This window comes from Pseudoneobacillus rhizolycopersici (assembly GCF_054786815.1).
In genome coordinates this window covers 45,753-60,091 of sequence record NZ_JBTOOE010000020.1, presented here as the reverse complement: position 1 = coordinate 60,091, position 14,339 = coordinate 45,753, and the positions used below count along the sequence as shown (strand labels likewise).

At 38.8% G+C, this 14,339-nt stretch carries 10 protein-coding genes; 4 read left to right on the top strand and 6 right to left on the bottom strand.

Annotation, left to right across the window (positions count from 1 at the left end; genetic code table 11):
• Positions 1–93: 93 nt before the first annotated feature.
• The 3 genes from ACX9YW_RS17630 to ACX9YW_RS17620 form a co-directional block, all read right to left on the bottom strand.
• Positions 94–1,716: a cyclodeaminase/cyclohydrolase family protein gene (locus ACX9YW_RS17630; RefSeq protein WP_460348866.1), complete on the bottom strand. Its 1,623-nt coding sequence runs from the start codon at positions 1,714–1,716 to the stop codon at positions 94–96.
• Between the two features lie 264 nt (positions 1,717–1,980).
• Positions 1,981–2,682 carry a metallophosphoesterase family protein gene (locus tag ACX9YW_RS17625; protein WP_460348864.1) on the bottom strand — a complete coding sequence of 234 codons (702 nt, stop codon included), beginning with the start codon at positions 2,680–2,682 and terminating at the stop codon, positions 1,981–1,983.
• A 170-nt stretch (positions 2,683–2,852) separates the two neighbouring features.
• A complete protein-coding gene (locus ACX9YW_RS17620) occupies positions 2,853–3,650 on the bottom strand; it encodes a fumarylacetoacetate hydrolase family protein (RefSeq protein WP_460348862.1) in 798 nt (265 codons plus the stop codon).
• A gap of 248 nt (positions 3,651–3,898) precedes the next feature.
• Between ACX9YW_RS17620 and ACX9YW_RS17615 the strand changes: the two genes are divergently transcribed.
• The gene (locus ACX9YW_RS17615; protein ID WP_460348860.1) at positions 3,899–4,798 is read left to right on the top strand and encodes an EamA family transporter; all 900 of its coding nucleotides are present in this window, start codon (positions 3,899–3,901) and stop codon (positions 4,796–4,798) included.
• Between the two features lie 89 nt (positions 4,799–4,887).
• Here ACX9YW_RS17615 and ACX9YW_RS17610 read toward each other — a convergent pair whose 3' ends face one another.
• From ACX9YW_RS17610 to ACX9YW_RS17600, 3 genes are all read right to left on the bottom strand, one after another.
• The gene (locus ACX9YW_RS17610; protein WP_460348858.1) at positions 4,888–6,078 is read right to left on the bottom strand and encodes an amidohydrolase; all 1,191 of its coding nucleotides are present in this window, start codon (positions 6,076–6,078) and stop codon (positions 4,888–4,890) included.
• 46 nt (positions 6,079–6,124) lie between these two features.
• Entirely contained in the window at positions 6,125–7,531 is a 1,407-nt protein-coding gene (locus ACX9YW_RS17605) for an MFS transporter (RefSeq protein ID WP_460348853.1), read from the bottom strand.
• Between the two features lie 198 nt (positions 7,532–7,729).
• The gene (locus tag ACX9YW_RS17600) at positions 7,730–10,072 is read right to left on the bottom strand and encodes a helix-turn-helix domain-containing protein (protein ID WP_460348851.1); all 2,343 of its coding nucleotides are present in this window, start codon (positions 10,070–10,072) and stop codon (positions 7,730–7,732) included.
• Between the two features lie 223 nt (positions 10,073–10,295).
• Here ACX9YW_RS17600 and ACX9YW_RS17595 point away from each other — a divergent pair, with 223 nt between their 5' ends.
• The 3 genes from ACX9YW_RS17595 (at position 10,296) to ACX9YW_RS17585 (ending at position 14,183) form a co-directional block, all read left to right on the top strand.
• The gene (locus ACX9YW_RS17595) at positions 10,296–11,714 is read left to right on the top strand and encodes an MFS transporter (RefSeq protein WP_460348849.1); all 1,419 of its coding nucleotides are present in this window, start codon (positions 10,296–10,298) and stop codon (positions 11,712–11,714) included.
• A 66-nt stretch (positions 11,715–11,780) separates the two neighbouring features.
• Positions 11,781–12,968 (top strand): amidohydrolase, encoded by a 1,188-nt coding sequence (locus tag ACX9YW_RS17590; protein WP_460348847.1) that lies wholly within the window; start codon positions 11,781–11,783, stop codon positions 12,966–12,968.
• Between the two features lie 27 nt (positions 12,969–12,995).
• On the top strand, positions 12,996–14,183 hold the full coding sequence (locus tag ACX9YW_RS17585) for an amidohydrolase (protein ID WP_460348845.1): 1,188 nt from the start codon (positions 12,996–12,998) through the stop codon (positions 14,181–14,183).
• Positions 14,184–14,339: the final 156 nt, after the last annotated feature.

The window sequence follows — 14,339 nt, the reverse complement described above, 5'->3', positions numbered from 1 at the left end:
ATTTCCTTTATGAAGGATTTGACTAGAAAAATAATAAAAAAGTTCCTATTTTTTGTATGAAAGTCATACAAAAATAAGAACTTTTTTATCCTCTTACACTAATGATTTTTCTATTTCATGATAAATATAGTCGGCAATCTCTGTTCCTTTTGCCAATAATGCTTTTCCTTTTTCAGAGTACTCCGCTACAAAAGCTTCATCTTTTACGCCGCTTAAATTAATGAGTACATTTAGCCAGCTACCTTGGAGTCCTGCTTTCATTGTCAGGGCAGCAACACCTAAATCACTGGCAGCATTTGTATTCGATTTGCCCACTGCCTTTGCCGTCAATCTTAGACCATCAGCAATCAGCTCCATTGTATGGAACGGAACTTCAGTTGCATATTTCAGTGCCACTTGCATGGCATTTCTTCTGGCTGCCTTTTCTTCTTCTGTCTCCTTAGGTAAGGCAAATACAGCTGATACTTTATTAAATGCTTCTGTATCAGCATCAATAGCTGCAAGTAGATTATCATTAAGCGCTTTCATATCTGCTAATATATATTTCATTTCCTCATTGTGTTCTTCATATTTCTTTTTACCAATCGTCAATTCAGCAACCATTCTCGTTAAGGCAGCACCCACTGCACCTACTAATGCCGAAGCAGATCCACCGCCTGGAGCAGGTTCCTTCGAACCTAGTTTTCCAATGAATTCTGTCATTTTCAAGTCAACTAATGCAGGATTTTTTTCCTCGATAGGTTGTAAGTGATACTCAATAATTTGTGCCATATCAAAGCCGATTAATCCCATGTTTTCTTCTAAAACTTTTACTAATTTATCGTAGTCTGTTCCATCGAATTCATATCCGAATTCTTTTGCAGCCTCTGCAACATACTTAAGATGAAGAGGTCCAACCAGCTCGGTAGCCATTACCTTTGTACCTCTTTTTTGAGCTTCTTGATTTATCCAATCGCGAAGCATAACAAGTGGTGTTTCTGTACAGTTAAAGACGTTCATGGAAACAGCGGTACCCGGTTTGCCTTCATCTTTAAAGCCAACACTCTTAATCGATAACCAGCCATGCTCTTCACTCTTAACCAGTTTGGCGATTTGTTTGGCAATGCTAACATCCTCTGATTCTACGAAAACGTTGTAAGCTACTAATCCTTCATAATCAGCCGTAACTGTACAAGCGCCCATTTTTGCATCTAATCTACCGTCAACTGATAAATCAGGTTTTCGGGTTTCATAATCTGGATGTTCTTTATTTTCCAAGATAGCCTTTAAGCCTTCATATTGTCCTCGGCGAATATTGGTATTGGATTTTTTGTACTCCGTACGTGCATTTAATCCGGAGAAATAGACGGGAACTTTGAAATGTTCAAATAAAGATACTCCCAACTTCTCTGCTAGTTCTTGAGTTTCTTCTATTGTGACATTTTGTAGCGGGAATATTGGGAATGTATCCAGTGCCCCAATCCGTGGGTGGTCTCCCTTTTGAACTTCCATATTTACATTTTTATAAATAACTTCAGCCATTTTTACCATCGCTTCTTCACAATGTTTTGGATGAACGATAAAGGTTAAAACCGTTCTGTTAAAATTGTGCTCAGGTTCAACGGCTACGACCTTTACCGATTCAACCCCTTTCACTGCATCGACAACTGCATTGACAACATCAAGCCTTTGTCCTTCACTAAAATTTGGTACGGCTAAAATGTATTCCTTGCTCATACAGTACCTTCCTCCTTAAGTTTGTACTAATATGAGTTTATTTAGTAAATGTCTACAAAATGTCTAAAACTCTCCATGAATGGAACATTTTCAATTTATACGAGTCTTTTCCAGCAAATAAAAAAGACAATCGTTATAAAAAACGCAACGATTGCCCATCTCACAAAGGATAGGGGACTAAAAATATAAAAAGCAGTGGGCAAAATCCCACTGCTGCTTTCGTATTATGTACAGTCATTGTTTCACATGGAACAAAAGGTCGTATTATTCCACATAATATACTTGCAAACTTCCAATCTCTAGGCAATTCAACCTTCCACCGTAGGCACAGCCGCCGTCAATTCCGATGATCTTATTTTCCCCAAAGTACACATCATCACACTCGTGTAAATTCTTAGTCGGTGTATGTCCAAATACAATCGTCTTTTCGCCGCTATATCCCTTGTGGAACTCATCACGAATCCATACTAAAGTATGAGGCTCCGTTGACTGTAGCGGTATTTCCGGATGAACTCCTGCATGTACAAAAATATGGGTTTCTGTTTCATAGTAGTATTGAAAGGTTTTCACTAACTCAATATGGGCACGAATTTCCTCATTCATGCTAATAGGCTCTGGCATTTCTGCGGTCTTATGCCAATAATCGGAATCATCGTTTTCAATTTCGTAGCCGTAATTTTGCAGTGTTTTTATCCCACCATTGTAATACCATCTTTTTAGGTTCATCAAATCACCGCTAAAAGCATCGATCATCATCTTTTCGTGATTACCAATTAAAGCAATTGCCCCTTCTTCCCTAAGCTGAATGACCTTTTCCAACACAGCTTTTGAATGGGGCCCACGATCCACATAATCACCCAATAGCAGTAACTGGTCTTGATCTTTGTCATACTGAACAAGCTCCAAAAGCCTCTCGAATTTTTCAATATCACCATGAATATCGCTGATGGCAAGCATTCGTTTCAATTTGTTTCACTTCCTTACCTATCACAAAATATTATTATCATGTTAACCATATCATTTTCTCAGAAATCCAAACAGCGAGTCCTACTATTGCCTTCCTAGCAGTCAATATCCCTACCCTATAAAAAAATACCTGTCCCCCTAAAATGATTTAGGAGTGACAGGCATTTTTCCTATTTTACATAATTACGCAGTTTACCAATCTTCTCCACTTCCACAGTGACAACATCCCCTGACTTCATTGGACAACTGCCAGAAGGTGAACCAGTCGCCAAAACATCCCCCGGCTCTAATGTCATAACCTGTGAAATCCAACTAATTAGGTATGGGATTGATAGAGACATCTGATTCGTATTGCCATCTTGTACGACTTTACCGTTCAAAGTGGTCACGATTCTTAAATTGCTAGGGTCTAAACCTTTTACAATCCACGGGCCTAATGGTCCAAATGTGTCGAATCCTTTCCCCCTTGTAAATTGCGGATCGGATTTAGTCAAATCTCTTGCCGTCACATCATTAAAAATGGTACAGCCAAAAACATAATCCAATGCTTCTTCTTCTTTAATATTTTTCCCCCGTTTCCCAATAATGAGGGCCACTTCCCCCTCCAATTCCACCTGATTGGTTAAATTGGTTGAGGGCAAAATGATTTCCCCCTCGTGTGGAATCAAAGAAGTGGTTGGTTTTAAAAATAAAAAAGGCTCTTTCAGGTGGGCCACCCCACCGGTCTCTTTTGCGTGTTCAGCGTATGTCCAGCCGAAATTAACCACCTTTTTCGGTTCTACAGGCTCTAATAGTTTGACATCTTCTACTTTAACTCTTACACCATCAAATTTTAGTTCATTGTTTATGATTTCATCAAAGCTACTGGATAGCTGCAAAATTTCTCCATCTTCCACAATCCCGTAGTACACTTTACCAGTTTTATTCTGATAACGTACGATCGTTTGCGTTCTTTGCATTACCTTCATTCACATACCTTCTCCTTTTATAAGAATCCCCTATTGAAAAACAAATTCCAATTGCCCCTATAAAGGAACGTTTGGAATGTAACCTTAACACTATTATTATATTAGAATGGACTTATTCCGAAAACAACTGTTAGTAAAAATCATTATAGCAAAATTTACAATAATCCCACTGTAAAAATACTCCAACGCTATATTTTTCTATTATGATATAATAGTTTGATAGTTTTTTAGCTTCAGGAGGTTTCAAAATGAATCTAAATAAAGGTATTGTATTTGTGTTATTAGGTGCAGGCTGTTTTGGTTTTACACCGATCTTTGCTAAATTGGGGTTTAGCTATGGTTACTCACTCGGTCAAATTAATATTGTTCAAATGATGATTTCGTCCATTTTATTATGGTCTTTTACTTTTATCAAACGCTCTAGCTTTAAGGGTCTAAATAAGAAGAATGTTCCACAAATTATGATGACTGGTTGTTTTATCGGATTAACTAGTATTTTTTATTACGGGGCCATGCAATATTTACCTGCCTCCCTGGCCATCATTTTAATGTTTCAATTCGTCTGGATTGGCATTATTTTAGAATGGATTTTCAGTAAAATTAAGCCTGCCCCTGTAACCGTATTATCTATCATTTTTATTTTAATTGGGGTCTTTTTTGCTTCCAATATTTTAAATGGTGACCTACAGGGATTGCCTCTTAAAGGTTTCCTTTTTGGAATTTTATCGGCCATCACGTATGCCGGATTTATTTTTTTCAGCGGAAAGGTCGCGATTACAGTAGATCCATGGACCCGGACTTCTTTAATGGCAACTGGGTCAACCATTTTAGTACTTGTCCTATTCATGCATGAAATACCATCTGTATTTCCTCTGGAGGCTAACTTATTAACTTCTTCCGCTGGTGTTTCGCTATTCGGCGCCGTCCTTCCTCCACTTTTTTTCGCAGTCGGTGCACCTTTGGTTTCAGGTGGAATGGCAAATATTTTAACATCCATTGAATTACCGGTTGCCATTCTGTCAGCCAGCCTTATATTGTCAGAAGTCATCACTCCGCTTCAGTGGTTAGGCACAGCCATTATATTAGCAGCCATTGCCTTAAATGAACTGGGTAGAAGTCATTTAAAAATGAGGAAACCAGTTAGTTAAGGGCTAGCGCTAGTAAGAAAAATCTTATACATGAATAAAGGAGCTACCTAGGTAGCTCCTTTCGAAAAAGTAAAGGTTGATGAAAGTGTTTAACGGTTACTATTAAAATACCCACAAACCACATGGCCAACTGCTTTTGCTGCCACTAAAAGTGAATCTTCATCAATATCAAATTTCGGATGATGATTAAAGTATGGCTTCTCTACCCCTTTTGGTGTACAACAAATGTAGAAGAAGCAGGCCGGAAATCTTTTGGCATAGTGTGCAAAGTCTTCTGATGGAGACATTTTAGGGAATTCCTTTACTTCTGTAATGTCTTTATCATTGGCATTTTGCAAAAATCCAGCTACCATCTTTGTTAATTCAGGATCATTATACAATGGTGGATAGTCCGGTGTATAAGTAAGCTCACAAGTTACGTTAAATTCTTGCTCAATTCCTTTTGCAATGCGGCGAATTTCTTGTTCAATTAATTCGCGTGTCTCGTCCGTCATGGCACGAACATCACCCTCTAGCTCTACGCTATCTTTAATGACATTGAACGTACCTTTTCCGTCAAACGAACCGATCGTAATGACCCCCATATCAAATGGGTTTAAGCGGCGGCTGACAACCGTTTGAATAGCTGTTACAAAATGTGAACCAGCTACGATCGCATCATTTGCTAAGTGAGGAGAAGAGCCATGTCCGCCTGTGCCTTGGACTTTTAATTTAAAATAGGCGCGTCCCGGAAATACATAGCCGCTGTTGTAGCCAACAACTCCTGATGGTCCAAGCGGCAGTAAATGAATCGCGAAAATATTGTCTAGATCATCCAACAAACCAGATTCGAGCATCCCAATCGCACCACCTGGTGGTACTTCTTCTGCAGGTTGATGAATAATTTTAATCGTTCCTGGAATTTCATCCTTTAACCTAATGAGACAATCAGCAAGAACCAATAGATAGGCAGTATGTCCATCATGGCCGCAGGCATGCATCACGCCAGGATTTTTTGACTTGAACGGCACATCCGTTTCTTCCAAAATAGGAAGAGCATCAAAATCAGCACGAAGTCCGATTGTTTTTCCTGGTTTTCCACCTTTAATGGTCACGATAATACCATGACCGCCTCCCACTTTTGTTGCTACTTCAACATCTTTACCCGAATAAAATTCTTCAATATACTTGCTTGTGTTTTCTTCTTCAAAGGAAAGCTCAGGATTTTCGTGAAGATAGCGACGAATTTCAATGATTTCTTCTTTACGGTCTTCTAACATTCTCATTAATTGTTCTTTCATTGCGAATTACCTCCATATATCGTTCTGTTAACCTTTTGCGAAAACATTAACTAGCTTTTTTATTGAAGGTCACTTTTTGTTCTTTTCCTGCATTCTTTGGAACCATGAAGATAATAGAAATAAGTGCTAATACACCGAAGATGACATTGACAATAATCCCAGAAGTTGCTGCCATTTCGATACTGCTTACTGATGTAATGGCACCATACACTGTTGCTGAAATCGCCACACCGAAAGCCCCACCAAGTGAGCTTGCCATCTTGTAAACCCCAGCAGCGGCTCCCACCTTATCAGAAGGTGCGTTGGATACAGATGTATCGGTAGATGGAGTGGCATAAATACCTAGGCCTAGACCGAATAAAGCAAAACCAATAAATACCACAACGGTGTACGCAAAACCAGGTAAGAAGGTTAGACCCATCATCGCCACACCGACCGTCGTGATGACAGTACCCCAAACCATTGGGGATTTTGCGCCAGATCTTTGTAAAATTTTCTCCCCTACACGAATCATACCGAGTACGGCAACTAAGTAACCAATTGATAACATTCCTGATTGAAATGCGGTAAATCCACGAGCAACTTGGACATACGTATTAGCGACCACTAATGTCCCAGCTACCGCATTTAATAAGAAGTTAGAATAGGTTGCACCTGCATATGGTTTATTTTTAAATAGAGAAAAATCAATTAGAGCAATTGGATTATTTCTTTCCACTTTAACAAAAGCAATGATTCCAATAACCGTAATCGCTAAACAACTTAAAGTAAGTGCGCTTGTCCAGCCCCAATCTGCTCCACGAGTAATGAAAAGATTCAATGCCAACATCGTAATGATTAAAACAACTAAACCAGGAACGTCAAATTTAAAAGGACCTGTTGATTTTGCTTTACTTTCCGGCGTATCTTTAATCAGTAACATAGCTAGAAGAGCAAAAATAATCGAAAAGATGAATATCCATCTCCAACCCATATAAGTAGCAATTGCACCACCAGCGAATGAACAAACACCTGATCCACCCCATGATCCAATAGACCAGTAGCTTAAAGCACGCTGACGATCTGCTCCTTCAAAATACTCTTTCATTAACGCGATTGTTGCGGGCATAATACATGCTGCTGAAAGCCCTTGAATGATACGACCAATGATTAATAATGTCGCTCCCTGTGCCAAAACAAGCAGTAGTGAGCCAATAATACTCAATATAAGACCGATATACGTAATCTTCTTGCGTCCCACTTTATCTGCCAAACCACCGGCACCGACGATAAACATACCTGAGAATAGTGAAGTTAAACTGATTGCAATATTTAATGTTCCAAGTGAAACACCTAAATCGGATTGTACAGCTGGTACTATGTTTACCATGGCTTGAGCGAACAGCCAGAATGTAATAACACCAAACACAATACCGGTAATTAATTTATTTGTACCTTTGTAAGTAGTTTCCATTCCATTTACCTCCTGGATTGCAAAATGTATTGCTTTCAACCCTTAAATTTTTTAACACCGGCGGCATAATTAATTATAAAAAATGACCCCTTTAAAAAGGAGTCATTTTTTAACCATATTAAATCATTAGGCATATGCATTTATCTACCAGGAAAGTTTTAAGACAAAAATGAACCGTATATATTTGACAGTGTTATTTTAATACTGTACTTCCCTATATTCTTTTCTCAATTCAAAAAAGTGAATGGCATTAATCGTTAAATACGAATAAAACGACCATTCTCCGTCAATCTTTTCATCAAATACTTTTAATAACGGTTGGCTTGAGTGGGTAATATAATCAATTATCTCCTTGTCCATCCCAAATTTACTATTATTTTCCCACCAATTCTTGTACAAGGCACCATGGTCCTTATCAAAAATATATTTACGTACTTGATATTCTCCTTTCGGAATCCCTTTTACCGTGACCCGCACTTCTTTCACTAATTTTTGTAGGAATGAATCTTCTATTGAAAAATACGGATTGACAATATTGTTATTCATTAAAATAATCTGATAGCCTTTTTCATTTTCCATCATGATATGATAAGTACCTTTTGAAACTACTTTTCCCTGCAGTTTATTAAAAAATGCCATAGCATAATAAGCCGGTCGTTTTCCATTGAAATAATGAAATAGTTCCATTCCTTCTAGCGGGATATTTTTCCCCTCAACATTTCTTTCATGAATTTCCGTATTAATCCAGAAACCCAACGACTCCACATCTTCTGCTACGGCAATTGCATCATTTAGGATTAACGACCCACGGAAAAAGGTCCCATTTGTATAACGTGTGTTCCCTGAAAAAGAGCTCCATTTAATGAGATGAATAGGCTTTTCAATCGAATGGCTTTTCAAATAGTGTTTTAATTTATTCGTTTTTTCCCTAATAAAATCTTTTGCTAATAAATAATTTTCATCAATATTGTATTTATAATCCACGATTTCATTTGGACTTGCCTGAAAAGCGAAGAAATCAATTTCTTGTTGGCTAAGAGTCCATTTGTGCCCTTCATTCGTGGTTCCTGTTTGAAATGAAAATGGTAAAAATACACCGATCTTGATGGAGGGAACAATTGTTTTCAATAATTTGTATAAGGCTACATAGAACTGTTGGGATTGTTTGCTATCTAAAACATTTTCGTTCGCTACATACAAAAAGTACCAGGAGCCAACATATTGTTCGCTGAACATTTGTACGCAATGTCTAATAAAGTTCTCAAGTTTAAGAAAATATTCCTTTTCATCTGTTCCTCTGTGTGTAACTTGAATAAATAAGGACAAGTCACGGGATTTCATAAATTCAATGGCATCATCCGAATTATAGTAAGGTGATGTTGTCGGAATCAATTCATCCGTTTCAACTGCCTGGGAGATTGTTCTTCCACTTAACAACTTATTGATGCTTATATATTTAATATTTAATCCTTTTTTAGCTAACAACACTTGCCGACGAACGCTTTCTTTTTGCAATTCTTTTAATTCACCAATCGAGAGAATATTAAAAGGACGGATTAATGTTTTACTATCTCCAGTAGATAAATCAATGTTTAATTCTTCAAAATGTGTTTCTGTATTACTATAGGCTGTTGAATAATCTCCATCTGACATCAATACTCCTAATTTCAGGATGATTTCAGGAGAATTCAGAAATGCACCTCTATCTTCCAACTGATAATTCTTCACCAAATTCACTTGTTCTTTCGCATGCTTTTCCCGAAAAGTATGTGGTGTCTCCCCATACACCTCTTTAAATAAATTCGAAAACGATTTTGTATTAGGGAAGCCATTCTTCATTGAAATATAAGTGATGGAATCCTTCGTATATTGTAAATCTTTTACGCTGTGTTCTAATCGAATATTCATGACATAACGGCTAAATCCAATACCGAATTGCTGTTTAAAATACCGTGAGAAATAACTGGGCGAAAGATAAAAATGATTCGCTACATCCTCTAATGTGATGGGTTCGTCAAAATGTTGATTGACATAGGAAGTAATGTCGTTTAATCGCTTGTCATTTACATTTATTTTACTAAAGTCGTTTTTTGTCCCCTTAAATCTTTGAATCAACGTAAGTAAAACTTTACAAATTAAAATATGTACTTCAAGCTGACTACCTTCCTCGTGTCTGCAATAGGCAATCAGTAGCTCAGATAGAAATTTACGAATCTGGGCAAGAATGTTTTCCTTCCCTCGATCCATTTGCTGGGAATATAACTGAAAACGATAATGTCGATAATCCTCATAATATTTAGAAATAAATTTATCTGGAATTCCTAATGTTAATACGGTGTTATTTTTTACGGCTTGGACCTGATATAACTGATTTCGATTGATGACAAGCACATCATTTTCTTTTAATTGATAAAACCCCTGGTCCATTTCTACCAAGATCTCACCATCCAGTACAAGGAGAATTTTTACCCCCTGATAGATTCTTGATGATAAAAACTCGATATTTTGTAAGAGCAATTGGAAATCCTCTACATTTCCCATTCCTTACCCTCTTTTCTCCTAAACTTTTTTAAGAACTTGAACCATCTAAAAAATATTAATTTGATGTTAGTTTTATTTTTTAAAATATGCAAGTTCTCCCAACAAAAACTGGTTATTTCTAGTTGACGTGCGCATAGAGGTGAGATTGTATTCTAATACTATTTTTTAGAATTCAATTTTTTTTCGATAAAGGTTAGTCAATAAGACCTATAGGAGGTTCACCATGGAAACAGGCTATAAAGGGACCAATAAAATGATTACTGGAATTGTGTTTGGTGTTATTACGTTTTGGTTGTTTGCCCAAGCAATGGTTAACGTCGTTCCGGCCGTTCAAAAGGATTTAGGTATTTCATTAGGTATGCTGAACGTCGGCATTAGTTTGACCGCCTTATTCTCAGGAATGTTTATCGTTGCTGCTGGCGGGCTTGCCGATAAGGTTGGTCGCAAGAAAATGACGAATTTAGGCTTAATTTTAAGTGTGATTGGTTCGCTCTGTTTGATTCTTGCCAATGGGGCAGTTCTTTTAATCATCGGTCGTGTCATTCAAGGTATTTCAGCTGCATGTATTATGCCTGCAACAATTGCGTTGATGAAAGAGTATTTTGAAGGAGCGGAGCGCCAGCGTGCCTTAAGTTACTGGTCGATAGGTTCCTGGGGTGGTTCTGGGGTTTGCTCCTTTGCCGGCGGTGCAATTGCCACCTATATGGGTTGGAAATGGATTTTCATTTTTTCGATTGTTTTTGCTCTCCTAGCGATGTGGTTGATTAAAGATACTCCAGAAAGTAAAGGGGAAGAGTCAGGCGCGTTCAAGTTCGATTATAGCGGATTGGCCATCTTTATCGTCACCATGCTTTGCTTAAACCTTGTTATCACACGGGGAAAAGATTTTGGCTGGACAAGCCCATTAACTCTAGGTCTTACCGCCATATTTCTCATCGGTCTATTTATTTTCGTAAGAGTGGAGAAAAAGAAGGAACATGCTCTTATTGATTTATCTCTTTTTAAAAATAAACCATATGCAGGGGCAACTTTCTCTAACTTCTTATTAAACGCAGTTGCCGGAACTCTTGTGATTGCCAATACGTATGTTCAAGTTGGACGCGGATTTACCGCATTCCAATCAGGCATGTTATCGCTTGGCTATTTAGTAGCCGTATTAGCAATGATTCGCGTAGGTGAGAAAATTTTACAACGAGCAGGTGCTAGAAGTCCTATGATTTGGGGAGCCATCTTAACGACAATCGGTGTCGCAGTCATGGGCTTAACGTTCTTACCTGGTGTCATTTATACGTTCATCGTTTTCCTTGGCTTCGCCATTTTCGGAATCGGCCTTGGAATTTACGCCACCCCTTCTACAGATACGGCGGTTTCAAGTGCACCTTCTAATAAGATTGGGGAAGCTTCTGGTCTTTATAAGATGGCAAGCTCACTCGGCGGATCATTCGGTGTGGCCATTTCAACCGCTGTATATAGCGCGATTCAAACAATTGGGAGCTTGGAGGCAGCAGCAGCAGCAGGCATTATCACAAATGTCATCTTTGCGGTCCTCTCGCTACTTTCAATCATGGCGTTTATTCCTGGAAGAAAAGGTGGAAAAAAAGCACCTCAACCAACCGGGAATCCAACTCCAGTTACGGAATAAATCTATTTTTAGTGCACCATAACTTACGGCGCTAGCGCTTTTAATAAATAAAGGGAGATCAGGAAGTTGAGAACAGAACTAATGACAATGTTGGAGTCTCGTAAGGATGAAATGGTTCAGATTCGCCGTTATTTACATGAACACCCGGAGCTTTCCTTTAAAGAAGAAAAAACCGCTCAATATATTGCTGATTTTTACAAAGGCAAGGATGTTGAGGTGCAGAGGAATGTCGGTAATGGTTACGGTTTGATTGTGATAATTCAAGGCGGTAAGCCCGGTAAGACGCTTGCGCTTCGTGCTGATTTTGATGCCCTTCCTATTTTAGAAGAGACAGATGTTCCCTTCAAATCAAAAAATGAAGGGGTCATGCACGCTTGTGGTCATGATGCTCATACCGCCTATTTACTCATTCTGGCTGATTGTCTCATTAGATTAAAGGATTCAATTGCCGGGACGATTAAGATTATTCATCAACACGCTGAGGAAGCACCTCCTGGAGGAGCCAAAAGCATCGTTGAATCAGGCGTGCTTGATGATGTAGAAAATATATTTGGGATTCACATTTTCCCTACCCATCCTGCTGGATTTGTGGGCTACCATAGTGGTTATTCCCTTGCTGGAAGATCGTTTTTCAAATTGGTGATCCAAGGGGTTGGTGGTCATGGTTCTTCCCCGCATATGGCCAATGATGCCATTGTCGCTGCCGCCCATTTCGTAACAGCGGTCCAAACAGTCATTAGCCGACGGCTCAATCCGTTCGATCACGGTGTCATTACGATTGGCTCATTTGACGGAAAAGGAACTTTCAACGTGATTAAAGATAGTGTGGTGCTTGAAGGTGATGTGCGTTACATGACCGTTGAAACACAGCAATTGATTTCGAAAGAAGTGCATCGGATCATCAAAGGGATTGAAGTGGAATTTGATGTAAAATGCAAGCTCACCTATACAGCTGATTATCCACCTTTATACAATGATCCAAAGGTGACCGAAGAGGTCGTGGCAAGCCTAAGAAGCATGGATGACCCAGACATTAAAGAAGTCGGGGAATACCCGATGCTGTCTGGTTCTGAAGACTTTGCCTACTATTTAGAAAAAATTCCTGGCTGCTTTTTTTACATCGGTTGTAAACCAAAAGGGGTAGAAACGGCTTATTTTAATCATCATCCAAAATTTGATATTGATGAAGATTGTCTCCTTGTGGCCGCTAAATCAGTTGGACAAGTGGTCTGCAGCTACTATGGACTAGAGTAACAGTTCTCAAAAAGGAAGGTATTCAAGATGAGAAAAAAATTAATGGACATGTTGGAAACCCGCAAGGATGAAATGATTGAAATTCGCCGCTACTTGCATGAGAATCCGGAAGTTTCCTTTAAAGAAGAAAAAACCGCGCAATATATTTTAGACTTTTATCAAGATAAAGATGTTGAAATTCAGTCAAATGTTGGGAATGGTTATGGGATTATTGTAACGATTAAAGGTGGAAAGCCGGGAAAAACAATTGGTCTTCGTGCTGACTTTGACGCGCTTCCTATACACGAAGAAACGGGACTGCCTTTTCAATCAAAAAATGAAGGAGTGATGCATGCTTGTGGTCATGATGGCCATACCGCCTATTTATTAGTGCTTGCTGATTGTCTTATTAGATTAAAGGATGAGATACCGGGCACCATTAAAATTATTCACCAGCATGCAGAGGAAGTCCCGCCCGGTGGTGCAAAAAGCATTGTGGACTCAGGTGCGCTGGATGACCTGGATAATATCTTTGGGATTCATTTGCTACCGTATAATCCAGCAGGAGTTGTTGGATACCACAGCGGGAATTCAATGGCGGGCAGATCTTATCTTAAATTGGGAGTTCAAGGTGTTGGCGGTCATGGTTCTTCCCCACATATGGCTAATGATGCCATTGTTGCTGGTTCTTATTTCGTAACGGCGGTGCAAACTGTGATCAGCCGCCGCTTAAATCCTTTTGATATGGGCGTTATCACGATTGGCTCTTTTGATGGTAAAGGTACCTTTAATGTCATTAAAGATCGGGTTGAGATTGAAGGAGATATCCGTTACATGGATCTGGATTCAAAGGCAATCATTGAGAAAGAAATTCGCCGTATTGTCAGTGGGATCGAAACCGAGTTTGACGTTAAGTGTGACTTAACCTATACCTCTGATTACCCACCTTTGTATAATGATCCAGAGGTAACTTTACAAGTGAAAGAAAGCCTTGAACATGCGAATGATCCGGATATTAAAGAAGTCATTGAATATCCAATGCTGTCACCGTCCGAAGACTTTGCCTACTATTTAGAGAAAATCCCAGGCTGCTACTTTTACATCGGCTGTAAGCCAAAAGGAGTAGACAAGCCCTATTTCAACCATCACCCCAAATTTGATATCGACGAAGACTCCCTAATCGTCGCCGCAAAATCAGTCGGCTACGTCGTTTGTGGATACTTCGGATTAGAGTAAAAAGAGCGGTGACAGGCACCATGTGAAAAATTCACATGGTGCCTGTCACCGCTCTCCTAATTTTTGGATTATATTTTTTATACTATGATACGCAGCAACTTTTTTTATATCTAGCATTATTGTTGACAAGAAATAAGTTCTATATAATAATAAGTG